At 73.5% G+C, this 23,793-nt stretch carries 17 protein-coding genes and 1 riboswitch; of the genes, 7 read left to right on the top strand and 10 right to left on the bottom strand.

Annotated elements, in window-relative coordinates:
* Positions 1 to 66: 66 nt before the first annotated feature.
* Positions 67 to 1,248, top strand: coding sequence for a sigma factor-like helix-turn-helix DNA-binding protein (locus ACIP5W_RS00805; RefSeq protein WP_401464616.1), 1,182 nt, complete (start codon positions 67 to 69; stop codon positions 1,246 to 1,248).
* Positions 1,249 to 1,345: 97 nt separating this feature from the next.
* On the opposite strand, the gene sucD is transcribed toward ACIP5W_RS00805, so the two are convergent.
* The 7 genes from sucD to ACIP5W_RS00770 form a co-directional block, all read right to left on the bottom strand.
* Positions 1,346 to 2,230: a succinate--CoA ligase subunit alpha gene (sucD, locus tag ACIP5W_RS00800; RefSeq protein ID WP_363091233.1), complete on the bottom strand. Its 885-nt coding sequence runs from the start codon at positions 2,228 to 2,230 to the stop codon at positions 1,346 to 1,348.
* 21 nt (positions 2,231 to 2,251) lie between these two features.
* Complete coding sequence (gene sucC / locus ACIP5W_RS00795; RefSeq protein WP_392240530.1) at positions 2,252 to 3,430, bottom strand: ADP-forming succinate--CoA ligase subunit beta; 1,179 nt, start codon at positions 3,428 to 3,430, stop codon at positions 2,252 to 2,254.
* Between the two features lie 534 nt (positions 3,431 to 3,964).
* Positions 3,965 to 4,399: a hypothetical protein gene (locus ACIP5W_RS00790; RefSeq protein WP_401464612.1), complete on the bottom strand. Its 435-nt coding sequence runs from the start codon at positions 4,397 to 4,399 to the stop codon at positions 3,965 to 3,967.
* A gap of 126 nt (positions 4,400 to 4,525) precedes the next feature.
* Positions 4,526 to 5,146, bottom strand: coding sequence for a hypothetical protein (locus ACIP5W_RS00785; protein WP_401464609.1), 621 nt, complete (start codon positions 5,144 to 5,146; stop codon positions 4,526 to 4,528).
* Positions 5,147 to 5,612: 466 nt separating this feature from the next.
* The gene (locus tag ACIP5W_RS00780; RefSeq protein WP_401464606.1) at positions 5,613 to 6,803 is read right to left on the bottom strand and encodes a VWA domain-containing protein; all 1,191 of its coding nucleotides are present in this window, start codon (positions 6,801 to 6,803) and stop codon (positions 5,613 to 5,615) included.
* Positions 6,800 to 9,253, bottom strand: coding sequence for a DUF5682 family protein (locus tag ACIP5W_RS00775; RefSeq protein WP_401464604.1), 2,454 nt, complete (start codon positions 9,251 to 9,253; stop codon positions 6,800 to 6,802). The genes ACIP5W_RS00780 and ACIP5W_RS00775 overlap by 4 nt, the downstream gene beginning before the upstream one ends.
* 348 nt (positions 9,254 to 9,601) lie before the next feature.
* Positions 9,602 to 10,756, bottom strand: a complete 1,155-nt coding sequence (locus ACIP5W_RS00770; RefSeq protein ID WP_401464601.1) for an AAA family ATPase — start codon at positions 10,754 to 10,756, stop codon at positions 9,602 to 9,604.
* Positions 10,757 to 10,901: 145 nt separating this feature from the next.
* Between ACIP5W_RS00770 and ACIP5W_RS00765 the strand changes: the two genes are divergently transcribed.
* Both ACIP5W_RS00765 and ACIP5W_RS00760 read left to right on the top strand, forming a co-directional pair.
* Entirely contained in the window at positions 10,902 to 12,263 is a 1,362-nt protein-coding gene (locus ACIP5W_RS00765) for an SWIM zinc finger family protein (RefSeq protein ID WP_401464598.1), read from the top strand.
* Positions 12,264 to 12,478: 215 nt separating this feature from the next.
* Positions 12,479 to 14,083, top strand: a complete 1,605-nt coding sequence (locus tag ACIP5W_RS00760) for a DUF5691 domain-containing protein (RefSeq protein WP_401464595.1) — start codon at positions 12,479 to 12,481, stop codon at positions 14,081 to 14,083.
* A 280-nt stretch (positions 14,084 to 14,363) separates the two neighbouring features.
* Here the strand turns inward: ACIP5W_RS00760 and ACIP5W_RS00755 are convergent, their stop codons facing one another.
* Positions 14,364 to 14,780: a cobalamin B12-binding domain-containing protein gene (locus tag ACIP5W_RS00755; RefSeq protein ID WP_398097142.1), complete on the bottom strand. Its 417-nt coding sequence runs from the start codon at positions 14,778 to 14,780 to the stop codon at positions 14,364 to 14,366.
* A 458-nt stretch (positions 14,781 to 15,238) separates the two neighbouring features.
* Here ACIP5W_RS00755 and ACIP5W_RS00750 point away from each other — a divergent pair, with 458 nt between their 5' ends.
* Together ACIP5W_RS00750 and ACIP5W_RS00745 are read left to right on the top strand one after the other, a co-directional pair.
* A complete protein-coding gene (locus ACIP5W_RS00750; RefSeq protein ID WP_401464592.1) occupies positions 15,239 to 16,165 on the top strand; it encodes an esterase/lipase family protein in 927 nt (308 codons plus the stop codon).
* Between the two features lie 348 nt (positions 16,166 to 16,513).
* Entirely contained in the window at positions 16,514 to 18,031 is a 1,518-nt protein-coding gene (locus ACIP5W_RS00745; RefSeq protein ID WP_401464589.1) for a M23 family metallopeptidase, read from the top strand.
* 66 nt (positions 18,032 to 18,097) lie between these two features.
* Here ACIP5W_RS00745 and pcrA read toward each other — a convergent pair whose 3' ends face one another.
* Complete coding sequence (gene pcrA / locus ACIP5W_RS00740; RefSeq protein WP_401464586.1) at positions 18,098 to 20,584, bottom strand: DNA helicase PcrA; 2,487 nt, start codon at positions 20,582 to 20,584, stop codon at positions 18,098 to 18,100.
* 231 nt (positions 20,585 to 20,815) lie between these two features.
* Positions 20,816 to 20,983, top strand: a riboswitch (cyclic di-AMP (ydaO/yuaA leader).
* A 50-nt stretch (positions 20,984 to 21,033) separates the two neighbouring features.
* Here pcrA and ACIP5W_RS00735 point away from each other — a divergent pair.
* Both ACIP5W_RS00735 and ACIP5W_RS00730 read left to right on the top strand, forming a co-directional pair.
* Complete coding sequence (locus ACIP5W_RS00735; RefSeq protein WP_401465609.1) at positions 21,034 to 22,194, top strand: NlpC/P60 family protein; 1,161 nt, start codon at positions 21,034 to 21,036, stop codon at positions 22,192 to 22,194.
* A gap of 150 nt (positions 22,195 to 22,344) precedes the next feature.
* The gene (locus tag ACIP5W_RS00730) at positions 22,345 to 23,319 is read left to right on the top strand and encodes a tellurite resistance/C4-dicarboxylate transporter family protein (protein ID WP_401464583.1); all 975 of its coding nucleotides are present in this window, start codon (positions 22,345 to 22,347) and stop codon (positions 23,317 to 23,319) included.
* Here the strand turns inward: ACIP5W_RS00730 and ACIP5W_RS00725 are convergent.
* Positions 23,297 to 23,650 (bottom strand): hypothetical protein, encoded by a 354-nt coding sequence (locus ACIP5W_RS00725; protein ID WP_401464580.1) that lies wholly within the window; start codon positions 23,648 to 23,650, stop codon positions 23,297 to 23,299. The two genes, ACIP5W_RS00730 and ACIP5W_RS00725, sit on opposite strands and share 23 nt — an antisense overlap.
* Positions 23,651 to 23,793: the final 143 nt, after the last annotated feature.

Below are 23,793 nucleotides of genomic sequence, written 5' to 3'. Positions count from 1 at the left end.
ACGGGCGAACCACCGTTGTGTCGCTCAATATACGTTTATGTACTTTTTCGTACGAAGGGGTGCCCTGTGACACAGTGCTTCGACACCCCGCTCCCCCCTCCCAAGGAACGCCGACGCCTGCGCGAGAGGGGCTCGCTGACGCAGGCTCAGGTGGCGGTGCGGCTGGGCGTCAGCAGGGAGACGGTGCGCGCGTGGGAGGCCGGCCGCTCCACTCCGAGCGGCCGCACGAGGGAGTCGTACGCGAAACTGCTGGCCGAGCTGGCGGACGAGCCACCGGCCGGGGTGACGGCTGAGATGACGGCCGAGGTGACGGGCCCCCAGAAGGCCCGGCCCGCAACCGGACTGACGGCCGGTCCGGACACGGCCGAGAGGCCCCCCGCCCCCAAGCCCGTCTCCGCCCCCACCCTCACCCCCACGGCCACACCCGCCCCACCGTCCTCCCTCTCCCCTCCCCTGACCCCCGCTCAGGCCTTCGACGCCCTGTACGCGTTCTGCGCCCCGGCCCTCGTCCGCCAGGCCTACCTCCTGACCGGCCGCCGCGAACTGGCCCGCGAGTCGGTCGAGCAGGCCTTCCAGATCGCCTGGCAGCGCTGGCCGGAGGTGGCCGTCGACCCCGACCCGCCGAGCTGGGTCCGCGCGACGGCGTACGAGTACGCGCTGTCCCCCTGGCACCGGTTCCGCCCCCGCTACCGCCACCCCGAACCACCGCCGGCCGACGCCTGTGACCGCGCCCTGCTCGACGCCCTCCTGACGCTCCCGCCGTCCTACCGCCGCACCCTCCTGCTGTACGACGGGGTCGGCCTGGGGCTGCCGGAGACCGCGGCGGAGACGGAGGCGAGCACACCGGCGGCGGCGAACCGCCTGCTGCACGCGCGCGCGGCGATCGCCGCCCGGCTGCCGGAGCTGGCGGAACCGCGCGAGCTGCACCGTCGCCTGGCGGAGACGGCGTCGACGGAACGCCTGCGCGCCGCCAAACCCCCGACGGTACGGATCGGCAGCGAACGCCGGGCCCGGTTCTGGACCAGGGCGGCGATCGCCGTCACGGTGGCGATCATCGGCGCGACGGCCCTCACCCTGAGATCGGCCCCCACCCGCTACGAGCCCCCGGTCCCGCCCGGCGAGACGGTTCGCGGCGTCCCCCCGAGGACGGCTCCGGGACCCCTCTCGACCGCGGAGCTGGCACTGAGGGCCAAACTCCGGGCGGAAGCGGCGAACGGCCCGGAGAGACTCCGGCCGGAGCCCCGCTGACGCGACGGCCCCGGCCTGCGCGCCGCCCGCGGACACACCGGTGGGCCCGTCCCCCGCGAGGGGACGGGCCCACTGACGTTCAGCCGGCGAAAGCCGTTCAGCCGGCCAGGATCTCCCGGGCCAGCTTCGCCGTCTCGGTCGGCGTCTTGCCGACCTTGACGCCGGCGGCCTCGAGGGCCTCCTTCTTGGCGGCGGCCGTACCGGAGGAGCCGGAGACGATGGCGCCGGCGTGGCCCATGGTCTTGCCCTCGGGCGCGGTGAAGCCCGCGACGTAGCCGACGACCGGCTTGGTCACGTTCTCCTTGATGAAGGCCGCGGCCCGCTCCTCCGCGTCGCCGCCGATCTCACCGATCATGACGATCAGGTCGGTGTCGGGGTCGGCCTCGAACGCGGCGAGCGCGTCGATGTGCGTGGTGCCGATGATCGGGTCGCCACCGATGCCGACGGCGGACGAGAAGCCGATGTCGCGCAGCTCGTACATCATCTGGTACGTCAGCGTGCCGGACTTCGAGACCAGGCCGATACGGCCCGGCTTCGTGATGTCGCCCGGGATGATGCCGGCGTTCGACTGGCCCGGCGTGATGAGACCGGGGCAGTTCGGGCCGATGATCCGGGTCTTGTTGCCCTTCGAGCCCGCGTACGCGTAGAACGCGGCGGTGTCGTGGACAGCGATGCCCTCGGTGATGACGACCGCGAGGGGGATCTCGGCGTCGATCGCCTCGATGACGGCGGCCTTGGAGAAGGCCGGCGGCACGAAGAGGACGGAGACGTTGGCGCCCGTCTTCTCCATCGCCTCGGCGACCGTGCCGAAGACGGGGATCTCGGTGCCGTCGATGTCGACCGACTGACCCGCCTTGCGGGGGTTCACGCCGCCGACGATGTTGGTGCCGTCCGCCAGCATGAGCTTGGTGTGCTTCATGCCCGTGGCACCGGTCATGCCCTGGACGATGACCTTGCTGTCCTTGTCGAGGAAGATAGCCATGGCTGTGTCTGTCCCTCTTCCTTACTTCGCAGCCGCGAGCTCGGCGGCCTTGTCGGCCGCGCCGTCCATGGTGTCCACGCGCTGGACCAGCGGGTGGTTGGCGTCGGAGAGGATCTTGCGACCCAGCTCGGCGTTGTTGCCGTCCAGGCGGACGACGAGGGGCTTGGTGACTTCCTCGCCCTTGTCCTTGAGCAGCTGCAGCGCCTGCACGATGCCGTTGGCGACCTCGTCGCAGGCGGTGATGCCGCCGAAGACGTTGACGAAGACGGACTTGACGTCCGGGTCGCCGAGGATGATCTCCAGGCCGTTCGCCATGACGGCGGCGGAGGCGCCACCGCCGATGTCGAGGAAGTTGGCGGGCTTGACGCCGCCGTGGGCCTCACCGGCGTACGCGACGACGTCGAGGGTGCTCATGACGAGACCCGCGCCGTTGCCGATGATGCCGACCTCGCCGTCGAGCTTGACGTAGTTGAGGTTCTTCTCCTTGGCCGCGGCCTCGAGGGGGTTGGCCGCCGCGTGGTCGACGAGCGCCTCGTGGTCGGGGTGGCGGAAGTCCGCGTTCTCGTCCAGGGAGACCTTGCCGTCGAGGGCGATGACGTCGCCGGAGGCGACCTTCGCCAGCGGGTTGACCTCGACGAGGAGGGCGTCCTCCTCGATGAAGGTCTTCCACAGCGTCACGAGGACGTCGGCGACCTTGTCCGCGACCTCGGCCGGGAACTTCGCGGCCTCGACGATCTCGCGGGCCTTCTCGGGGGTCACACCCTCGTTGGCGTCGATCGGGGTCTTCGCGACGGCCTCGGGGCGGGTGGCCGCCACCTCCTCGATCTCCATGCCGCCCTCGACGGACGCGATGGAGAGGAAGGTGCGGTTGGTGCGGTCCAGGAGGAAGGAGACGTAGTACTCCTCCAGGATCTCCGGGGCCGTCTCGGCGATCATCACCTTGTGGACCGTGTGGCCCTTGATGTCCATGCCGAGGATGTCCGTCGCACGGGCGACGGCCTCGTCCGGGGTGGCGGCGAGCTTCACGCCACCGGCCTTGCCACGGCCGCCGACCTTCACCTGGGCCTTGACCACGGACTTGCCGCCGAGACGCTCAGTGGCTGCGCGGGCCGCCTCAGGCGTGTCGATGACTTCACCGGCCAGCACCGGTACATCGTGCTTGGCGAAGAGGTCCCTCGCCTGGTACTCGAACAGGTCCACGCGCTTCCGTCCCTATCAGTGATCTCGCGGTTCGTTGTCTGCGTGGGCGTGCCGCGAGGGCAACGTGACGTCCGCCGTCTGTCAGTCACAAGGGAGGCGCACACGGTGTCCGAGCGCGCGGCATGTCCGTCTCGCAGGTTATCGCTGCTTGCGGGGGGCCCCTAAATCGAGGGTCACACCTGAGCGGTGATACCTGTCACATGATGCCGACATCACTGGCACGCCGTGCCGCCTGTGAGGAGGTGGTGCGCGACCGGGACGGAGACCGGGAGGGGTCTCACCGGGCTGGGGCCGGCCCGGTGAGACCCGTGGAGCAGCCCCGGAGGGGCTCAGGGCGGGCCGCCCCCACCCCAATGGGGGCGGCCCGGCCCCGTTCCGCGGGGGTACGGCCGGAACGACCGACGGCTTCGGCCGTCCGGGTCCTGCCTCCCGCGGAGCGGGTGCCCCGCCGGCGTGCGGCCGACGGGAAGGATGCGGGGCCCGCGGAGCACGGTGCACACGGGTGCGCTCATCGCGTGCGCGGGCCGGGTGGGATCAGCCGCGCCGGATCCCGGCGGCGTCCGGCCCCCGCGCGGGGACGACCGTGTCCGCAGCCGCCGCGGCACCGGTGAGGGCGTGCCCGGCAGCCGACCGGGCGGCGGAACCGGCCGTACCGGCCACGCCGTACGCCGTCGAACCGACGCCACCGGTCGCCTCGTACGCGAAGGGGGCGACAGGGGCCGTCAGCTCCCCGGCGAACCGGTCAGCCGTGCGGGTGACGGTCCGCGAAGGGAGCGGCGGGCCGGGGCCGGCGGCGAGCGTGTCGTCGACGGTGCCGGTCACGTCCGGCGGGGTGAGGGCGGGGGCCGGCGTCCCGTCCGCGTTCGCGGCGGTGGAACCGAGCACCCGCACGCCCGTGACACCGGCGGCCATGACGAGGGAACGGCGGAGGTCCTTGTTCATGCGTACGTCGGGTTTTTGAGGGTTCATGCGTACGTCGGGTCCTTGAGGCTGGAAGGCATCCGGACACCGGAGCGGGAACACGGGCTCCGGGCCGGCGGGCAACGTGTCTCCACCCCGCGCGGCAGTCGCGCGGGGGAGGGAGGACGGCCTGCCCTAGCCGGGGAAGACGGGGATGTCCCGGTACCTGTCCTCGATCTCGGCCGCGTCCGTACGCATGGCGCCGCCGGGCACCAGCAGCAGCGGCACCCGCTGATGCGGCGGCACGGCGTGCGCGTCGCCGTGCCGCGACGCACCGCCGTCGAGCTGTGACGCGCTGCCCGGCGCGCCCTCGGGCGCCCCGGCGGGCGCTCGCTCCGCGGGCGCGTGGGTGCCGGTCACGGCATGCCCGGCACGGACCTGCCCTCCGCCGTGCGCGACCGGTCCTCCCGGTGCCTCGCGCACGAGACCCCGGGGGCCGTACGACGGTCGCGGCGCCGCCGGGGCCACGGTCCCGGAGTCCGGCCCGGGGTCCGACGCCGGATGGTCCGACACCGGGAGGCCCGACGCCGGGAAGCCCGACACGGGGAGGTACGGGGCCGGGAGGTCCGGCAGCGGCAGGGTGGGGGCCGGCAGGGACGGCGGCGAGGGAGGGTCCGGCAGCTCGGGGAAGGAACCCGGCGGGGGCAGCGTCGGCAGTTCGGGGACGCTCGGCAGCGACGCCGTGGGCACCACCTCCGCCACCGCCGCAGCCAACTGCTCGCTCACGCGCTCCAGTACTTCACCGGCGGACTTCACGACCCCCTCCGCCCCCTCCGCAACCAGAAGCACGGGGTGCGTCGGGGCAGCCGAATCCACCGGCGCTTCCTCGGCCGGGGCCGGGGCCGACGCGGAAGGCACGGAAGGCACGGAACCGGATGCAGGTCCGGATCCGGAAACGGCGTGCGGCGAGGCCGGTTCGGCCGCGGTCCGTGACAGCAGGGCGGTCGCCGCCTTCGCCGTGGACGCCGACGCCGTGGACGCCGGCGACGTGGCCGCGGCCGGCGGTGCTCCGTCCGCCGCCTGCGCCTGCCCCCCGAGGAGGAGTCCCAGCGCGAACAACCCGCCCAGCAGCAGCACGCCGCGCAGCGCGATGCTTGCGGCGACGGCGGGCAGGCGGGCGGGGCGGGCCAAGGGGGAGGAACCTCCCGTGCGACGAAACGAGGCGTTCGATCCTCGCACGGAAGTCCCGAGGTTGCGCAAGCCTCCTGTTACCGATGGCTGGTCATGTCCCGTTTGCCGCAACGGTGTCCAGATCCGGGACGGGAAGCGGGCGTTTCTCGATCGCCGCCGCCATCACGTCCGGGAACAGGTCGGGCGTACAGGCGAAGGCGGGCGTGCCCAGCGCCGCCAGGGCGGCGGCGTGCTCCCGGTCGTAGGCGGGCGCTCCTTCGTCGGAGAGCGCGAGCAGGGCCACGAACTGCACCCCCGACGCCTTCATCGCCGCCACCCGCTTCAGCATCTCGTCACGTATGCCTCCCTCGTAGAGGTCGCTGATGAGCACCACCACCGTCTCGGCGGGGCGGGTGATCTGCGACTGGCAGTAGGCCAGCGCCCGGTTGATGTCCGTGCCACCGCCGAGCCGGGTGCCGAAGAGGACGTCCACGGGGTCGTCGAGCTGGTCGGTGAGGTCGACGACCGCCGTGTCGAAGACGACGAGCCGGGTGCCGACCGTCCGCATCGACGCCAGCACCGCCCCGAACACGGAGGCGAAGACGACCGAGGGCGCCATGGACCCCGACTGGTCGACGCAGAGGATCACCTCCTTCTTCACGGACTGCGAGGCCCGCCCGTGACCGACGAGCCGCTGGGGCACGACCGTCCCGTACTCGGGCAGGTAGTGCTTGAGGTTGGCGGCGATCGTGCGGTTCCAGTCGATGTCGTGGTGGCGGGGCCGGGCGACCCGGGCACCGCGGTCGAGCGCGCCGGTGAGGGTGGCACGGGCACGGCCGGCGAGCCGTCTCTCCAGGTCCTCGACGACCTTGCGCACGACGGCCCGCGCCGTTTCCTTCGTCGTCTCCGGCATCGCCTTGTCGAGCGAGAGGAGGGTGCCGACGAGGTGCACGTCCGCCTCCACCGCCTCCAGCATCTCCGGCTCCAGCAGCAGCGCGGCCAGCCCGAGCCGCTCGATGGCGTCGCGCTGCATGACCTGGACGACGGAGGACGGGAAGTACGTCCGGATGTCCCCCAGCCAGCGCGCCACCGACGGCGCCGACGCCCCGAGCCCCGCCGAACGGTCCCGCCCCGTCCGCGCCCTGTCCCCCTTGCCGTAGAGCGCGGCGAGCGCGGCGTCCATGGCCGCGTCCCGCCCGGACAGTTCGTGCCCGGTGCCGTCCGCCTCGCCGCCGCCGAGCACGAGCCGCCAGCGCCGCAGCCGCTCCCGCGCGGGGTCCGTCTCCCTCGTCTCGGAGGTCATGTCCTCACTCCTGCCGGATGGTCGTCGTCCCGCTGCGTCCCGTCCGGTCCCAGCAGCAGCCGCACCACGGGGAGGACGGCGTCCGCGCGTCCCGCGTCGATCTCGTCCGCGAACCCGGCGGTCCCGGCACCCGCCCGCACCACGGTTCCCCTCTCCCCGGGCCCTCTGCGCACCAGCTCCCCGAGGGTCCGGCGCACCCCCGCCCCGTACGCCGAGAACGTCCGCCGCAGCAGCGGCAGTACGTCCGTGAACGCCTCCGCCGGCACCGCCGACAGCCAGCCGTCGACCAGGTCGAGCAGCCGCTCGTCGTGCACGAGGAGCAGCCCGCCGCCGGCCCCACCCCCGACGAAGCCCTCGATCCAGGCGGCCGCGTCCGCTGGCGGCGTCCCCGGCGACAGCGCGAGCCCCATCAGCCGCGCCGCCTCGTCCGCCTCCAGTTCCCCGTCGTCCAGCAACAGTCGTACGGCGCGCCCCCGCACGACCCCCGCCACGCCACGCCGTCCGGACAGCAGCCGCAGCACGTCCCGCCAGCGGTCGCGGAGCCGGCTGTGCAGCGGAGCCCGCTCCGCCCCGGCCTCCTCCTCGAGCAGCCCCACCGCACCGTGGACCGCGTCCACGTGGCCGCGCATCTCCTCGGCCGCGTCGGCGTCGAGTGCGGCGCACGCCGGCGGCAGGCCGACGAAGATCCGCTCGGCGAGCCCCACGGCGACGTCGGCGAGCGCGTCGGTGCCGGTGCCGCGCACGTCGCCGTAGCGCAGGGAGCGGACCAGGGCGGGGAGCGCCTGGGCGAGATGGCCGACGTCCGTGTCCAGGGCGGCCCGCTCGGCGATGACCCGCATCACCGTCGGCAGGGCGTCCGGCAGCCCGGCCGGCAGGCAGCGCTCCGCGAGGGCGGTCGCCTCGGCGAGGCCCCGCGCCGCGAGGGCGTCCGCCTCCGCCCTGGCGGTGGCGGCGGCCGGTACGGTCGTCCCCCACACCCCGGCCTCGGCGACCCGGACGGACAGTTCGGGCTGCCAGCGCAGCCGCCAGGTCTCGCGGAACGTGCCCGTGCTCCCCCGCGGGACCACCGGCTCGCCCCAGTCCACCCGCAGCAGGCGCAGCCGGTGCAACAGCCTGCTGCGCTCGGCGTCGGTCTCCTTGCGCAGGTCCAGTTCCAGCTCCCGTTCGGCCGCTTCGGGTTTGAGCCGCAGGCGGCGCCGGCGCCGGTCGAGGTCACGCTGCAGGGGCACCGCGGGCGCGGAGGCGGGGACCTCCCCCATGACGTCCCCCACGACCAGCCGGTCCTCGATCAGCGCCAGCGGTACGTCCGACCCCTCGCACAGCACCGCCCGCACGGCGTCGGTGGTCTCGCCCAGTCCGGGCAGCGGGCGGCCGCGCAGCGCGGCGAGCGTCTCGGCCAGCCGGACCGCCTCGATGACGTGCGCCGGGGAGACGACACGGTCCTCGTCCCGCAGGAGGCCGGCCACCTTGGTCAGCCACCGCTCCACCGGCCGGTCGGGGGCGGCGAACAGATGCGCGTACCAGCCCGGCGAGTCGATGCCGGCGCCGTATCCCCCGGCCCGTGTCAGTCTGCGGTGGGTCCACGGCACCCACGTCAGGTCGGACTTGATCTTCGGCAGTCCTCTCACCAGCGCCCGGTCGGCGGTGAGCGCCGGGGTCCGCCGGAGTGCGGGCACGTGCCACGCGCCGCACACCACCGCCACGGACCCGTCCCCGAACTCCCTCAGTGCCGCCCTCAGCTGGAGCCGCATGTAGGCCTCCCGCACGAGGTCCCGCTCGGTGTCCGCGGCGCCGGGCTCGTCCCGCAGGGCCGTCATGGCCTCCTCGATCGCGGCGAAGGGCGCCAGCGGGTCGCGCCGCCCCGCCCCCCGGTGTTCGACGACGTCCTCCCACCAGCGCTCGGGGTCGTCGTAGCCGGCGGCGCCGGCGAGCGCGGCGAGCGGGTCGACGCGGGGATCGTCGCCCGGCGGCCGCGCCTCGGGTGCCGCGCCCCCGGGCCCGGTGCCGTCGGACTCCGTGCCGTCGGACTCCGTGCCGTCGGACTCCGTGCCCTCCGGGTCCGTGCCCTCGTACGGATTCCGCTGCCAGGCCAGGGTGTGCGCGGCCGGCAGGTCGATGAAGCGGGCCGGGACGCCGTGCTCCAGGGCCCAGCGGAGCGCGACCCACTCCGGGGAGAACTCGGCCATCGGCCAGAACGCCGACCGTCCGGGCTCGTCCACGGCGTGCGCGAGGAGGGCGACCGGGGGCCGCAGGTCCTCGTCCGCGGCCAGCGCGATCAGCGCGTCGGCCTCGGGCGGGCCCTCGATGAGCACGGTCCGCGGCCGGGCGGCGTCCAACGCCCTGCGGACCGCCCGCGCCGACCCCGGCCCGTGATGCCGCACCCCGAGCAGCAGGGCCTGGCCCGGGCCGGCCGCGGACCGCCCGCCCGGCTCTTCCCCGGCGGCCCGCATTCGCCGTTCCCCGCTTCCGCCCTCCCCGACAGCCCCGGCCGCCCCGTCACCGGCCACCCCGTCGCCGTCGTCGCCGTCCGGACCCCGTACCCGGCCCCCGACTCCGTCCGTGCCCCCGGAGACCCGGCCGCCGGTGGTCCCGCCCCCCGTCCCTCCCGGCCACCGGTCCCCGTGCCCTCCCTCCCCGGCGCCGAGGGCCACCCGGCCGTCCTCGGTCACCTCACCGTCCGGCATCCCGGCTCCTCCCCCGTGGTTCCCCGTCCGGCCGCCGTCCCCCGGCCCCTCGCCCGGCCCGTGTCCGCCCGCGCCCCGCCGGAACGCAGCCCCGGACCGTGTCCTCGCGCCCCCTCACGCGGTCACCTCCCGGCACGCCCGGTAGAAGTCCGCCCAGCCGTCCCGCTCGCGGACGACCGCCTCCAGGTACTCCCGCCACACCACCCGGTCGGCGGCCGGGTCACGGACGACGGCGCCGAGGAGGCCCGCGGCGACATCGGCCGGGCGCAGGACGCCGTCGCCGAAGTGGGTGGCCAGCGCGAGACCGTTGGTCACCACGGAGATCGCCTCCGCGGGCGACAGGGTGCCGCTCGGCGACTTCACCTTCGTACGGCCGTCGGAGGTGATCCCGTCGCGCAGTTCGCGGAAGACGGTCACCACGCGGCGGATCTCGTCGATGCCGTCGGGCCCGGCCGGCAGGTCGAGGGAGCGGCCGATCTGGCCGACGCGCCGCGTGACGATGTCGACCTCGGCCTCGACGCTCTCCGGCAGCGGCAGCACCACCGTGTTGAAACGGCGGCGCAGGGCGCTGGACAGCTCGTTGACCCCCCGGTCGCGGTCGTTGGCCGTGGCGATCAGGCTGAAGCCGCGGACCGCCTGCACCTCCTGCCCCAACTCCGGTACGGGCAGTGTCTTCTCCGACAGGACGGTGATGAGGCTGTCCTGCACGTCGGCCGGGATCCGGGTCAGTTCCTCCACCCGTGCCGTCATGCCCTCCGCCATGGCCCGCATGACGGGGCTGGGCACCAGCGCGGCCCGGCTGGGGCCGTGGGCGAGCAGCTGCGCGTAGTTCCAGCCGTAGCGGATCGCCTCCTCCGGGGTGCCCGCCGTGCCCTGCACCAGCAGGGTCGAGTCACCGCTGACGGCGGCGGCCAGGTGCTCGGAGACCCAGGTCTTGGCGGTGCCGGGCACACCGAGCAGGAGGAGGGCGCGGTCGGTGGCGAGCGTGGTGACGGCGACCTCGACGACGCGGCGCGGGCCCACGTACTTCGGTGTGATCACGGTGCCGTCCGGCAGGGTGCCGCCGAGGAGGTAGGTGGCGACCGCCCACGGCGAGAGCTTCCAGCGGGCGGGGCGCGGACGGTCGTCCTGAGCGGCCAGCGCAGCGAGTTCGTGGGCGAAGGCGTCCTCGGCGTGCGGCCTCAGGACCTCCTGACCGGGTGTGCCGTTCGCGGGCGCGGAGTGGTCGTGGCGTGGTTCGGCGGACGTCGGTCCGACGCTGACTGACATGGCTGAGGCCCCCTCCAGCTCGGCCGGTTCGGATCTGGTGTCCACCTTGCACCACCCCACTGACAATCCGCTCCGACCTGGGAAAACACCTCCGCGAGGGCCTTCACGGGACCGATTGTCAGTGGGGGGACCTACCTTCGACGACATGACACAGCAGGGGGTGCGCTGGACCGTGGACCAGGTGCTGGCACTGGCGCCTGACGCCGGGTCGCGCACAGCGGGGAGCGAACTCGGCGCGGCCGGTGCGTGGTCCGGGACGGGGTGTTCCGGCGAGGGGGCGGTGTGGGGGCTGTGCGGGGGCAGTGGCGGCGGCCCGTACCGGACGGTCGTCGATGTCGGGGACCCGTCCGGGCCCGCGTACAGGTGCAGTTGTCCGAGCCGGAAGTCCCCGTGCAAACACGCGCTGGGGCTGTTGCTGCTCTGGTCGGAGGGGGAGGAGGCGGTGCCGGCCGGAGCGGAGGAGCGGGCGCCGGACTGGGCGCGGCCGTGGCTCGCGGCGCGGCGGGGGCGCGCGCGGGGGGAGCGGGGGGCGGGTGCGCCGAGTTCCGGAGCGGGACCCGCCGATCCGGAGGCGGCCCGTCGCAGAGCCGAGCGCCGCGCCGAGCGCGTCACCGCGGGGGCGACGGAGTTGGAGCAACGGCTCGCCGACCTGCTGCGTTCCGGCCTGGCCGCGGCCGAGCAGGCGGGGTACGGGCTGTGGGATGAGGCGGCGGCCCGGATGGTCGACGCCCAGGCTCCCGGACTGGCTTCGCGTGTAAGGGAGTTGGGGGCGATCCCCTCGTCCGGGGCCGGCTGGCCGGTGCGACTGCTGGAGGAGTGCGCGCTGCTCCACCTCCTCGACCAGGGCTGGCTGCGCCGCGACCGGCTGCCGGAGGCCCTGGCGACGACGGTCCGCACCCGTGTCGGTCTCACCCGGTCGCCGGACGGACCGCCGCTGCGCGACGACTGGCTGGTCCTCGCCCAGTACGACGTCCCGGACCCGAAACTGACGACCCGCCGCATCTGGCTGTACGGCACGACGTCGGGCCGCACGACGCTCCTTCTCTCCTACGGAGCCGCCGGCCGCGCGCCCGAACTCTCGCTGCCGGTCGGTCTGGCCCTGGACGCGGAGGTGTCGGCGTATCCGGGTACCGGGCAGCGGCGGGGTGCCCTGGGTGAGCAGTTCTCGCCGCCCGTGCCCACCGCGGTCCGGCCGGGCGGTGTGACCACGGCGGAAGCCGCCGCCCGCTACGGCTCGGCGCTGCGGGACGATCCCTGGCTCGACTCGGTGCCGGTGACCCTGGACGCCGTCGTCCCCACGCCGGACGGGGCCTCCTGGCAGCTGGCGGACGCCGACGGGGACACGGCGCTGCCGCTCACACCGGCGGCGGCCCGACCCGGGCTGTGGCGTCTGGTCGCCCTCTCGGGGGGCGCTCCCGTCACGGTCTTCGGCGAGTGCGGCCACCGCGGCTTCACTCCCCTGACCGCCTGGCCGCAGACCCCTGGAAGGGCGGTCCACCTGTGCTGACCCCTCGGGACTCCGTCCGGCCTGCGCAAGGTGACCCGGCACCCGCACCCGGCACCCGGCACCCGGCCCGTGCCCGCCCCGCCGTCCGCCCCGCCCCGCCCCGCCCCGACACCGGCCTCGGCCGGCCACCTCCGCCGGCCACCTCGTCCGGCCGGGAGGACCACGTCCGCGACACGCCCCGCCACCCGACTCGGTGAGTCAAGAAAGGGAAGCGCATGACCGGTACCGCACCGGCCTCCTGGGACGACCTCGTCGCCATGGCCCTGCTCGGGACAGACCGGCGTACGCCGCCGGGCGTGGCGCCCGGCCGCTCCGCGTCCGCGGCGTTGCTGGACGCGGCGGCCGCCGAGACCGTACGGCGGCGGGCCGGGCTGCGGCCGGGGCGGGCGGCGCCGCGCCCCGAGCCGGCTCCCGAGGATCCGCGCCCGGCGCTGCCCGCCGCCGCGGCCCGCAGGCTGGCCCGCCTGCTGGCGGACCGCCCCGGCACCGGCGGAGGCGGCCGCAGGGGCACGGCACCGGACCTGATGGAGTTGCTGCCCCAGTGGCTGGCGGCCGCCAACGCCCGTGGTTTCGCCGCTCCCGCCGAGACTCTGCCCGCTCTGCTGGACGCGGCGCGCGGCCGGACCGACCTGCGCCCGGCGGCGCTCGAGTTCGCGGGCCCGCGTGCGCTGTGGCTGGCCCGGCTCAATCCGGAGTGGCGGTTCGCCCTGCGTTCGACACCGGGCGGCGGGACGTCCCTGCCGGGCCCGGAGGAGACCGGCCGGACAGCGGAACTGTGGCAGGAGGGCCTGTTCGCCGAGCGGGTCGCCCTCCTCGCGGCGATCCGCTCCCGCGATCCCGACGCCGCCCGCGCGCTGCTGGAGTCGACCTGGCCGACGGAGCGCGCCGAGGACCGCCTGATGTTCCTCGACTCGCTGCGCACCGGCCTCGGTCCCCGGGACGAGCCCTTCCTGGAGCAGGCGCTGGCCGACCGCAGCCGCAATGTGCGTGCCACGGCGGCGGAGCTGCTGTCGGCGCTGCCGGGGTCGGCGCTGGCCGCGCGGATGGCGGTGCGGGCCACCGCGTGCGTGGCCGTCGACCGCACGCGGGACACTCCGACGATCGTCGTGGAGGCCCCGCACGAGTGCGACGCGGCGATGGAGCGCGACGGCGTGGTGCCCAAGGCGCCGCCCGGACGGGGCGAACGGTCCTGGTGGCTGGGCCAGTTGGTGGAGTCGTCCCCGCTCGCCTCCTGGCCGGCGCGGCTGGGCGGCCGTACGCCGGAGGAGATCCTCGCACTGCCGGTGGCCGACGACTGGGTGGGCGAACTGCACGCGGCGTGGTGCCGGGCGGCCGTACGGCAGCGGGACGCCGGCTGGTCGCGGGCGTTGCTCGGAGCGCCGTCGGCGCCGGAGGCGGGCGGACCGGGGGCGGTCTCCCTCGCGGAGCGGACCAGACTGCTGGGCACCCTGCCGACGGGCGAACGGGCCGACTGGGTGGCCGGTTTCATCGCGACGCACGGACTGTCGGAGGCGTTCCAGCTGCTCGGGGTGTGCGCGGTGCCGTGGGCCGCGCCGCTGGGCCGGGCGGTCCTCGACGCGCTCAACATCGCCCGGGACGCGGGGAGTTACCCGTGGAGTTTCAGCGGGGTGATGGGCCTGGCGGAACGCTGCCTCGACCCGGCGGAGGCCGCCCGCCTCGACGGCCTGCTGGCGGTTCCGGAGGAGCCGGAGGACGCCTCGCCCGGTGCCGGAGGCTACTGGGCGGAGGCGTTCCAGCGCCTGGGGACGACGCTGCGGTTGCGGGCCGTGATGAGCGAGGAACTGGGCGCGGTGCGATGACACCGGCCCACGATGCCGCCCCGCGCCCGCACACCTGTGGGTGCGCGCCCTGCACGTGAGTGTCCCGCACGTGCGTGCCCTCTGCATCTCCCGGGCCACGCGTCTCCGCGCGTCCGTCCCTGTCGGCGTCCGTCCCTGTCGGCGTCCGCCCGTGCCGGCGCCTGCCGGAGCCCGTGGGCCGGCCGTCCGCGCCGCGTGCGGCCCGTCAGGGGCGATGCCGGGTGCGGGGCGCCGCCCCCGGATGACCGCTGCGGACCATCCGGCCCCGCCCGGGACCGTCCTACGCTCCCGCCGGCTGTCGTACGTTCGCCCGCACCCAGTCCACGATCGACGCCGTGGTCGCGCCGGGCGTGAAGATCTCCGCGACGCCCTTCTCCTTCAGCGGCGCGATGTCCGCCTCGGGGATGATCCCCCCGCCGAAGACCAGGATGTCCGCCGCGTCCCGCTCCTCGAGGAGTTCGATCACGGCGGCGAAGAGCGTGTTGTGCGCCCCGGAAAGGATGGACAGACCGATCGCGTCGGCGTCCTCCTGGATCGCGGTGTCGACGATCTGTTCGGGGGTCTGGTGGAGGCCCGTGTAGATGACCTCCATACCGGCGTCGCGCAGCGCACGCGCGATCACCTTGGCCCCGCGATCGTGGCCGTCGAGCCCCGGCTTGGCCACCACCACGCGGATCGGACCGGCTGCCACACCCATCACTGCCTCCATGAAGCGACTACATCCATCCGTACCGATTCCCTGCGTACCGAGAGGTACCACCACACCGGCCGGGGGAAGTGAACGAACGTTATCCCCAGCATCCCGCAACCGGCGGTTTTACGGTGCGCACAGAGGGGGAAATCACACAATGGGACACGTTCACCGAACGCGGTTGTCTCTCCCCGGACGGGGAACCCGGGACAGATCCGCGCAACGGGAGCCGCACAGAGGTCGCCGCACCGCCGCGTCGCAGACCGCGCGCCGTGGCAGTACGGCACATCGACGCAGGCTCGATGGGCAGGCAGGACAGGGTCGTCGACGTCAGGAGCGCCGGGAGCAGATCGCTCACCCCCCACTACAACGCCCTTCGCGCTCCGCCGGCCGCCTCCGCCGCGACTTCCATGAGGGCACACGGGGGTCAGAGCCGTCCTCGGCGTGCCGACAGGAGGTCGGCCATGCAGGTCACCCGGGCCCTGGAGCCCTTTCTCCCGTACCGCCTCTGCAGGCGCCTGTTGCCGAGCGGGCTGATGGGACTCTCCGCGACGCTCCTCAAGGCGACCGCCCTGGAGCTCGCGATCCTCACGGGGCATCTCCTCCTGTACCCGTCCGGCATCGTCCAGGAGCGCCGCGGCGGGACCGCGCCCGCGCTCCTCCCTGACGGTGGCACCTCGACGGCCGGAGGGGGCGGGGATCCGGCGCGGCTGCCGACGCAGGCCCCGCCGCCGGTCGTCCTCCTGCACGGCTTCATCGACAACCGCTCCGTCTTCGTCCTGCTGCGCCGCAGTCTCGCCCAGCACGGCAGGCACCGTGTGGAGTCGCTCAACTACTCGCCGCTGACCTGCGACATCCGGATAGCCGCCGAACTGCTCGGACGGCACATCGAGGAGATCTGCCAGCGCACCGGCAGCAGCCGGGTGGACGTCGTGGGGCACAGCCTCGGCGGGCTGATCGCCCGCTACTACGTGCAGCGGCTGGGCGGCGACGCACGCGTGCGGACGCTGGTCACGCTGGGCACCCCGCACGCCGGGACCCGGGTGGCACCGCTGGCGAACGCCCACCCGATCGTGCGCCAGATGCGTCCCGGCTCGCAGGTCATCGAGGAACTGTCCCGGCCCGCGCCGGGCTGCCGTACGCGTTTCGTCAGCTTCTGGAGCGATCTGGACCACCTGATGGCGCCGCTGGAGGCAGCCCGCCTCGACCACCCCGACCTCCTGGCGGAGAACGTGCAGGTGAGCGGCATCGGCCATCTCGCCCTTCCGGTGCACCCGGCGGTCGCGACCGGCATCCGGGACGCCCTCGACGGAGACGGCGCGGCCACGGACGCCACGCCCGGCACGCCCGGCACGCCGGGAGCGCACACCGGCGATCTGACGGTCGCCTGAGAACAACCGTCCGGACGACCGGAAGACGTCACAAGCAGTCCAGGATCGGACGTGCAACGCCACTTCCGTCCGTAAAGAGACACGAGGTGGCATAACAGCCGCTCCGCGCGGCCGACTTGACGGGCCCGCACCACACCGAGACGGTCGTCAAATTTCGAACAGGTTTCGAACATAGGGCCAAACCCGTGCCCGCCCTCCCCCGAAACCCCACCGAATGCCCCTTTCCCGCGAGCATGAAACCTGCGGAAGATTGTCGTGCCCGCATACCGCCGGGTACAGTCGCCGCACTGCTCTGGCAGCCCCTGTTGTGCTCTGGCAGACCCTGTTGTCTAGGCGAGAGAGAAGTTGGTGAACGACCGTCACCCGTCGGGGACCATGACCACCCCGGCTCCGGCTTCCGACGCCGAACCGGCGCACCAGGCGTCGTACGGCTCCCCGGAAGCCCAGTACGGCGACTTCACCACGTACAACGGCTACGACTCCGGCACCTACGACACCGGCGCGCACGCCACGGGTCACTTCACGGTCGACCCCCTCTTCGGCAACATGCCGGGCGACGCCGCACCGGCCGCCACGACCGGGGTGTACGAGGCCACGCAGTGGTCCACGGGCAGCCACCAGATCCTGAACCAGGACCCGTACGCGGCCCAGCACCACGCCGCCTACGACACGGGCGCCTACGACACCACCGCCTGGTCCACGGACCAGCAGCAACTGCCGGGCATCCCACCGCAGGCCACGGCGGCCGACGGCGGCTGGGCGTCCCCCCTCGCGGAGGGCGACACCGGCACCTGGCGCGCGCCCGACTCCACCGCCGACCCGACCCAGCAGTGGGAATGGGGCACGCAGGCCTTCGACACCGGCGCCCACGACGCGACCCAGTGGAACTCCGACGGCGGCGAGGCCACGGAGAGCGGCGACGAGTACGGGCAGCCGGGCGAGGCCGCCTTCGACGAGCAGGCCGAGATCCCCTTCGACCAGCAGGCCACCGCCACCTTCGAGCAGGTCGGCCGCGACGGCTCCGGTCCCGGCGACGACGGGCCGGCCGACGCCGCCCCGCTCCTCCTCGACGACCAGGAGGAGGCCGTCCCGGCCCCACTCGGACGGGCCGCCACCCGCAACGCGAACCGTTCCCGGCGCCGTACGCCCGCGCGGCGCTCCGCGCTGCTGACGGTGGCCGTGCCCTCGGCGTGCGTCATGGGCGTGGCCGGTATCGCGGCGGCCTCGGTCGGCACCCTGACCGGTGGCGACGACCAGGACACCACGGCGTCCGCCTCCGAGGCGCAGGCGGTGAAGCCGTCCGCCGCGAACGACAAGCTGGACACCCAGCTCCGGACGCTCACCGCCGAGGCCGACGCTTTCGCCGACCGGGCCAGCCGCACGCAGGAACGCATCGACCTCAAGGCGCAGCAGGAAGCCGAGAAGAAGAAGGCGGCGGCTGAGGCGGCCCGCAAGGAGCGGCTGCGCCCCAAGTACGCGCTGCCGGTCGCCAACCAGGGACTGAGCGCCTACTACGGCCAGTCCGGTGTCAACTGGATGTCCCAGCACACCGGCATCGACTTCCCGGTGTCCTACGGCACCACCGTGATGGCGGCGACCGACGGCACCGTGCGCACCCAGTGGAACAGCGCCTACGGCAACATGATGATCGTGACGGCGAAGGACGGCACGGAGACCTGGTACTGCCACCTCTCCAGCTACCGCGTCGCCTCCGGTACGACGGTGAAGGCCGGCGACCCGATCGCGTACTCCGGGAACTCCGGCAACTCCACCGGCCCGCACCTGCACTTCGAGGTCCGGCCGGGTGGAGGCTCCTCGATCGACCCGCTGTCGTGGCTGCGCAGCCACGGACTCGACCCGACGTAGCCCCCTTCGCAACTCCGCGCTGAGCCCCCGCCGTCGGCCTGACGCCGGGGGCTCATGCCGTGCGCGCTACAGCTTCTCCACCGGCGCGTACCGCAGCAGCAGCCGCTTCGGCTTGGCCTCGCCGAAGTCGACCGTCGCCTCCGCGTTGGCGCCCGTGCCCTTCACACCGACGACGGTGCCGAGGCCGAACTGGTCGTGGGTGACGCGGTCGCCGACGGCCAGGGCGATCACCGGCTTCTCCGAGGTGCGCCGCGTGGCGAAGCCGGACGCGCCGGCCGCCGAGGAACGCGAGCGGGACGACGACAACGAGGCCGCCACCCCGGACACCGGGCCGGAGGACAGGGGCGAGGTCGCCCCCGTCCGCTTCCAGTCCACGTGCGCAGCCGGGATCTCCTCCAGGAACCGCGAGGGCGGGTTGTACGACGGCTGCCCCCAGGCGCTGCGCAGCGCCGAGCGCGTCAGGTAGAGCCGCTCCCGCGCGCGGGTGATGCCGACGTAGGCCAGGCGGCGCTCCTCCTCCAGCTCCTTGGTCTGGCCGAGGGCGCGCATGTGCGGGAACACGCCGTCCTCCATGCCGGTGAGGAAGACGACCGGGAACTCCAGGCCCTTGGCGGTGTGGAGGGTCATGAGCGTGATGACGCCCGAGCCGTCCTCGCCCTCGTCCGGGATCTGGTCGGAGTCGGCGACCAGCGCGACCCGCTCCAGGAAGTCGGAGAGCGAGCCGGTCGCCTCGCCCTCGCCGGACTCCTGCTCGAACTCCAGGGCCACGGCGGCGAGTTCCTGGAGGTTCTCGATGCGGGTCTCGTCCTGCGGGTCGGTGGAGGCCTGCAACTCGGCCAGGTAGCCGGTGCGTTCGAGCACGGCCTCCAGGACGGTCGCCGGTCCCGCGCCCGACTCGACGACCGTGCGCAGCTCCTCCATCAGCGTGTTGAACCGCTTGACGGCGTTCGTGGAGCGCGCGGCCATGCCGTAGGCCTCGTCGACGCGCTTGAGGGCCTGCGGGAAGCTGATCCTCTCGCGCTGGGAGAGGGCGTCGATCATCGCCTCGGCGCGCTCGCCGATGCCGCGCTTGGGCACGTTGAGGATGCGGCGCAGCGGCACCGAGTCCTCGGGGTTGGCGAGGACGCGCAGGTAGGCCAGGACGTCCCGGACCTCCTTGCGCTCGTAGAAGCGGACGCCGCCGACGACCTTGTAGGGCAGGCCGACGCGGATGAAGACCTCTTCGAAGACGCGGGACTGGGCGTTGGTCCGGTAGAAGACGGCGACGTCACCGGCCTTGGCCTTGCCCGCGTCCGTGAGGCGGTCTATCTCGTCGGCGACGAACTGCGCCTCGTCGTGCTCGGTGTCGGCGACATAGCCGGTGATGCGCGCGCCCTCACCCGCGTTGGTCCACAGGTTCTTGGGACGGCGGGACTCGTTGCGCTCGATGACGGCGTTGGCGGCGGTGAGGATCGTCTGGGTGGAGCGGTAGTTCTGCTCCAGCAGGATCGTGGTGGCGTCCGGGTAGTCCTCCTCGAACTGGAGGATGTTGCGGATGGTCGCCCCGCGGAAGGCGTAGATCGACTGGTCGGCGTCACCCACGACGCACAGCTCGGCAGGGGGCAGGTCGTGCGCGTTCCGCGGTGCGTCCACCGGCTGTTCGACGGACCCGACGAGCTCCCTGACCAGGGCGTACTGGGCGTGGTTGGTGTCCTGGTACTCGTCGACGAGGACGTGCCGGAAGCGGCGCCGGTAGTGCTCGGCGACGTCGGGGAAGGCGCGCAGCAGATTGACCGTCGTCATGATCAGGTCGTCGAAGTCGAGGGCGTTCGCCTCGCGCAGCCGCGACTGGTACATGGCGTAGGCCTGCGCGAGGGTCTTCTCGAAGCCGTCGGCGGCCCGGGCGGCGAAGTCCTCCTCGTCGATCAGCTCGTTCTTGAGGTTGCTGATCTTGGCGCTGAAGGACTTGGGCGGGTAGCGCTTGGGGTCGAGGTCCAGGTCGCGGCAGACCAGGGCCATCAGGCGCTTGGAGTCGGCGGCGTCGTAGATCGAGAACGACGAGGTGAAGCCGAGCCGCTTGCTCTCACGGCGCAGGATGCGCACGCACGCGCTGTGGAAGGTCATCACCCACATCGCGTTCGCCCGCGGGCCGACGAGCTGCTCGACGCGCTCCTTCATCTCGCCCGCGGCCTTGTTGGTGAAGGTGATCGCGAGGATCTGGCCCGGATGGACGTGCCGCTCGGCGAGGAGGTGGGCGATGCGGTGGGTCAGCACGCGCGTCTTGCCCGAGCCGGCACCGGCGACGATGAGCAGCGGGGTGCCGGAGTGGACGACGGCTGCGCGCTGGTTCTCGTTGAGCCCCTCCAGGAGCGCCGCCGCGTCGATCGGCGGGCGCGGGGCGCCGTCGCGGTAGTGGGTGTCCCGGTCCGGCGGCACGTCGAACTTCCCGCCGAACAGATCGTCCGGAACCGGTTCCGGAGAGTGATCGTCCTCGGGCGGCGGCGGGGGTTCCTCGTCGTGGCCGCGGGGGGCCTGGAGGTCCGCCAGGAAGCTGTCGTCAAAGAGGCTGCTCATCGCTCTCCGAGTCTAGGCCGCCCCACCGACAACCCGAGGCCGTCCGGGAAACATCCCGGCCCCTCACCGACCGGGGCGCCCCTTGCACCGTCGGTGACCGCGAACGGCGAAACGTCCGGAGGTCACGAAAATGTATCGGGCATATCACCCACCAACCTTCACAGGGGCCACACCAGTTGGCTACCGTGCCGGGCAGGCCGCTCGACCCCTTCCGGCGAACCTCGCCGGGCCGCGCGGCCTCCGCCGAGTCCGGTGTGCCCCGCGGCAGCCGGAGCCGGGGACCCACCGAGAACTTGGGGTGAATCGGCTCACTCCTGCGGGAGCAGAGCCGTAGGGCAACCCTTCCAAGCATTCGCCCGAACCCGACAGCTAACCCGGTAGGCGGAGCATGGAAGGAGTCGCCTCCCTTGGCGTCGCAGCACCGCAAGCCGCGCACCGCGAGCACGCGCATGGCGGGCATCCGCACGCCCGCTCTCGCCACCGCCGCCCTCACCTCGGTGGCCCTGCTCTCGCAGACGGCCAACGCCGCCCCCTCCACCGACGACAGGCCGAGCCTGGAGGAGGTCGAGAAGAAGGTCGACGACCTCTACCGGCAGGCGGAGTCGGCCACCGAGAAGTACAACGCCGCCAAGGAGAAGGCGACCAAGCAGCGCAAGAAGGTCGACACCCTCCTCGACGACGTCGCGCAGCGCGCGCAGAAGCTCAACGACGCGCGCGAGGAGCTGGGAACCTACGCCGCCGCCCAGTACCGCACCGGCGCCTCCGCCCCCGACACGGCGACCCTCCTGCTCGCGGACTCCCCGCAGGACTACTTCGACCAGACGCAGCTGATGGGGCGGGTGACCGACCGCCAGAAGGGCGCGGTGGACGACTACTTCGCCGACCAGGCGGAGACGATGAAGAAGCGCCAGGAGGCCTCCCGGAGCCTCCAGACGCTGACCGACTCGCAGAACGACCTGAGGACCGCCAAGGCCGCCGTCCAGAAGAAGCTGGGCTCCGCCCGCGCGCTGCTGTCGCAGCTGACGGCCGAGGAGAAGGCGCGGCTGGCGAAGATCGAGGAGCGCAAGCGGCAGGAGGCCGCCCGCAAGGCCGCCGAGCTGGCCGAGCAGCAGGCGGCGCAGGCGGCCGCGCAGCAGGAGAGCGCCGGCTCGCCGGATCCGGCGGGCACCGGCACGTCGACGTCCTCGTCGTCCCCCTCCAACTCCCCCTCCACGTCCACGTCCACGTCCACGTCCACGGACTCCTCGTACGCCACCAAGGCCGAGAAGGCGCTGGCGTTCGCCCGCGCGCAGATCGGCAAGCCGTACGTGTGGGGTGCGACCGGTCCGGACTCCTACGACTGCTCCGGTCTCACCCAGGCCGCCTGGAAGGCCGCCGGCGTCTCCCTGCCGCGCGTCACCTACGACCAGGTGAACGCCGGCACCACGGTCTCCCTCTCCGCCGCACAACCCGGTGACCTGGTCTTCTTCTACGCCGACGTCACCCACGTCGGCATCTACATCGGCAACGGCATGATGATCCACGCCCCGAAGCCCGGCGCGTACGTGCGCGAGGAGTCGATCTACTACGACGGGGAGTCGTCGATCCACAGCGTGGTGCGCCCGGCCTGACGGAGCACCCTGACGGAGCACCGCGCACGGGGGCCGGGTCCGCGTCCCCACGCGGCCCGTGCGCCCACGTGTCCCGCGCCCGCGCGTTTTTCGCCGCCCACGCGCGCGTGCACCGGGGGAAGCCGCCGCGCCCTCCCTAGCATCGGCGGCATGCCCCGCACTTCTTCCCTCCGCGTCTGGTGGGCGCAGCGTCCCCCGGCGGCCGGGGCCGCCGTGATGGCGACCGGCGTCCTGTCGGTCGGCCTGCTTCAGACGGGGTACGACGTCCTGTCCCGCATCGCTCTGGCGGCGGCCTGTGCGGCCTGGCTGGCGCTGGCGGCGGACTTCGTCCTGCGGCTGGTGCGGGAGCACGAGCGGTGGCGGGCCGAGGCGGCCGTGCCGGGGGCGCTCACGGCCGTGGCGGCCACCGCCGTCCTCGGCACCAGGCTCACCGCGGCCGGCCGGCCGGCCCTCGCCTGGGCGCTGCTGGCCCTGGCCGCAGTGCTGTGGCCGGTGCTCCTGGTGAACGTCGTACGGCGCTGGGGCCGGCGCATGCCCGGATCGGTGTTCCTGTGCTGTGTGGCGACCCAGGGGCTCGCGGTGCTCGCGGCGAGTCTGGCGCGGGCCGAGTCGACGGCCTGGCCGGCGCACGCGGCACTGGCGCTGTTCTGGCTGGGCCTCGTCCTCTACGGCCTCGCGCTGGCCCGCTTCGACCCGCGGCAGGTGCGGGAAGGTCCCGGGGACCACTGGGTGGCGTGCGGGGCGCTCGCCATCTCGGCGCTGGCCGGGTCGAAGCTCCTGGTGGCCGGGGACGGCGGCCTGTATCTGTGGAACGGCGACGACCGTGACGTCCTGCGCACGATGACCGTCGCGCTGCTGGTGCTCGACCTGGCCGGGTACGCCGTGCTGCTCGTCGCGGAGGTGCTGTGGCCCCGGACGCGCTACGACGTGCGCCGCTGGGCGACGGTGTTCCCGATGGGGATGACGGCGGTGGCGACGCTGTCGGTCGCCGCCGCGGTCGACGTGCCGTGGCTGAGGGGCCCCGGGGAGGTGCTGCTGTGGGTCGCGGTGGCGGCGTGGCTGGCCGTCGCCGCGGGCGCGGTCGTGGACGCGCGGGCGTCGCTCAGGTCCAGAGCACCGCGATGAAGACGTTGGCCACGGTCAGCAGGCCGACCAGGCCGAACAGGGGCTTCTCCACCCGCTCGTCGTCCCGCTTCACGTAGACGAGGCCGAGGATCACGATCAGCAGGGCCAGCTTCACCCCGATCTTGATGTTGTTGACCTCCTGGTCGTCGGCCTGGTTGAGGCCGACCAGGATCACGCCGGTGACCAGCATCGTCGCGGCACCGTGCAGCATCGCGGGGACGAAGCGGGCCGTGCCCTGCCCCATCGCCTTCATCTGCGTGAGGAAGCCGCCGAGCAGCGCGGCGATGCCGATGATGTGCAGGCCGACGAAGAGGTGGATGAGTACGTCCATGAGGCCGGATGCTAGCCACCGGGCCGGACGCCTCCCGACACCGGCCCACCCCACCGTCCCCGCGTGCATCTGTGCATCTGTGCACAGATGCACAGGTGCACCTCATAGCAGCGTGCCGCTCCGGGGTGCCCCGGATTCACCGC

Origin of the sequence: Streptomyces sp. NPDC088766 (genome assembly GCF_044750845.1) — a bacterium.
GTDB lineage: Bacteria > Actinomycetota > Actinomycetes > Streptomycetales > Streptomycetaceae > Streptomyces.
This window is presented reverse-complemented; position numbering and strand designations above follow the sequence as displayed.

What these genes read in the sequence shown, in the direction of transcription:
- sucD (WP_363091233.1), bottom strand. Translation starts at nt 2,230, where the DNA reads ATGGCTATCTTCCTCGACAAGGACAGCAAGGTCATCGTCCAGGGCATG.
- ACIP5W_RS00790 (WP_401464612.1), bottom strand. Translation starts at nt 4,399, where the DNA reads ATGAACCCTCAAAAACCCGACGTACGCATGAACAAGGACCTCCGCCGT.
- ACIP5W_RS00780 (WP_401464606.1), bottom strand. Translation starts at nt 6,803, where the DNA reads ATGACCTCCGAGACGAGGGAGACGGACCCCGCGCGGGAGCGGCTGCGG.
- ACIP5W_RS00775 (WP_401464604.1), bottom strand. Translation starts at nt 9,253, where the DNA reads ATGCGGGCCGCCGGGGAAGAGCCGGGCGGGCGGTCCGCGGCCGGCCCG.
- ACIP5W_RS00770 (WP_401464601.1), bottom strand. Translation starts at nt 10,756, where the DNA reads ATGTCAGTCAGCGTCGGACCGACGTCCGCCGAACCACGCCACGACCAC.
- ACIP5W_RS00765 (WP_401464598.1), top strand. Translation starts at nt 10,902, where the DNA reads ATGACACAGCAGGGGGTGCGCTGGACCGTGGACCAGGTGCTGGCACTG.
- ACIP5W_RS00760 (WP_401464595.1), top strand. Translation starts at nt 12,479, where the DNA reads ATGACCGGTACCGCACCGGCCTCCTGGGACGACCTCGTCGCCATGGCC.
- ACIP5W_RS00755 (WP_398097142.1), bottom strand. Translation starts at nt 14,780, where the DNA reads ATGGGTGTGGCAGCCGGTCCGATCCGCGTGGTGGTGGCCAAGCCGGGG.
- ACIP5W_RS00750 (WP_401464592.1), top strand. Translation starts at nt 15,239, where the DNA reads ATGCAGGTCACCCGGGCCCTGGAGCCCTTTCTCCCGTACCGCCTCTGC.
- pcrA (WP_401464586.1), bottom strand. Translation starts at nt 20,584, where the DNA reads ATGAGCAGCCTCTTTGACGACAGCTTCCTGGCGGACCTCCAGGCCCCC.
- ACIP5W_RS00735 (WP_401465609.1), top strand. Translation starts at nt 21,034, where the DNA reads ATGGCGGGCATCCGCACGCCCGCTCTCGCCACCGCCGCCCTCACCTCG.
- ACIP5W_RS00730 (WP_401464583.1), top strand. Translation starts at nt 22,345, where the DNA reads ATGCCCCGCACTTCTTCCCTCCGCGTCTGGTGGGCGCAGCGTCCCCCG.
- ACIP5W_RS00725 (WP_401464580.1), bottom strand. Translation starts at nt 23,650, where the DNA reads ATGGACGTACTCATCCACCTCTTCGTCGGCCTGCACATCATCGGCATC.